General features: G+C 49.7%; 1 protein-coding gene. It reads left to right on the top strand.

The features are described 5' to 3' along the window. The first annotated feature begins 114 nt into the window (after positions 1-114). Positions 115-831, top strand: a complete 717-nt coding sequence (locus tag L691_RS0105805) for a DUF1361 domain-containing protein (protein ID WP_025689335.1) — start codon at positions 115-117, stop codon at positions 829-831. Positions 832-1248: the final 417 nt, after the last annotated feature.

The following is a 1248-nucleotide window of genomic DNA, read 5'->3' as shown; positions in this document are numbered from 1 at the left end:
TAGCTTGAAGGCCGAACGGACCAGTACACAGGTCATATCGGGTGGACTCGGGTTCTCCTTCTTTGTACAATGGGATAATATATGGAAATATTGCTGATAAGGAGAAGGTTGCTGATGAAAGAACTGAATTATCCGAAGGTATTTCTGATGCTTGCCGGACTCACTCTGGCAACGCTGGCCGTATATGGCATCGTTTCGCTGAGGACCGATGATTTCTACAAGTTTTTGATCTGGAATTTGTTTTTGGCCTGGCTGCCGTTTCTTTTCTCGCTGGCGGCGCATGCGCTATACAGACGGGATGCGCATAGTCTGCTGCTGCTTCCGCTGGGAGCGGCTTGGCTGGTCTTTTTCCCCAATGCCCCGTATATTATGACCGATCTGCTTCATTTGACGAACCGCAGTGGGATTTATATTGTTGGCGGCGTCGTCCAGAGCCGGTTCTGGTATGACCTGACTATGCTGCTGCTGTTCACCTGGACCGCCTGGCTGACCGGGTTCTTCTCACTGTACCAGTTCCAGACGGTGATCTGGCGCAAATCGAATCTGCTGCTGTCCTGGGTCTTTGTGCTCGCCGCTTGCATCCTTGGCGGGTATGGAGTATTGCTAGGCCGGGTATACCGCCTCAACAGCTGGGATGTGCTAACCGACAGGCACAGGCTGTATCAACTTATGCTGGACAGCGTGAATCGCCAGTCCGTCTTTTTCACCCTGTTCATTGCCCTTGTGCTGCTGGTCATCTATGCGACGCTGTACAGTCTGCTGAATGCGCGCGGCAGCGGAAGCCAAGGTGCTGAGATTGGCGGATTCCAGTACAGACGCGGATCGTGGTAAGCGGGGTTATGAGGTGCAGGGTGCGGAATGTGAAATGTAAGCTGCGGTGCTGTGATTAGAAAAATGGAGATGTCCCATAAGTGAATATACCTGCGGTACGGCCGCCTTCCTAAAAAAGTTAAGAAGCCAGCAAGTCTTTCGGTTATTGGAGACTTGCTGGCTTTTGCTTTTCTATTGGGCAATTCCTCGATCAAACTAAGTTAGGAATTAGGGAGAAAGTGCAGCTTTTTTCGATCAAAAACGTTTTTTCTCAAAGAAAACCTGCAATCACTACAGGAATTTAAGGCTGTTCTGACTGAATTTGAGGCAGAGTGGAGAAAAACCTGTATTTCCGTAGGCATGTTATGCATAGCTATTCTCAGGCGGCCAAAAGATGCAGAATCTCCTAGGCCCCTTAATTAAACTGGAGTCATCCCA

This window comes from Paenibacillus zanthoxyli JH29, from assembly GCF_000520715.1.
Taxonomy (GTDB): Bacteria; Bacillota; Bacilli; order Paenibacillales; family Paenibacillaceae; genus Paenibacillus_AQ; species Paenibacillus_AQ zanthoxyli.
This window is presented reverse-complemented; position numbering and strand designations above follow the sequence as displayed.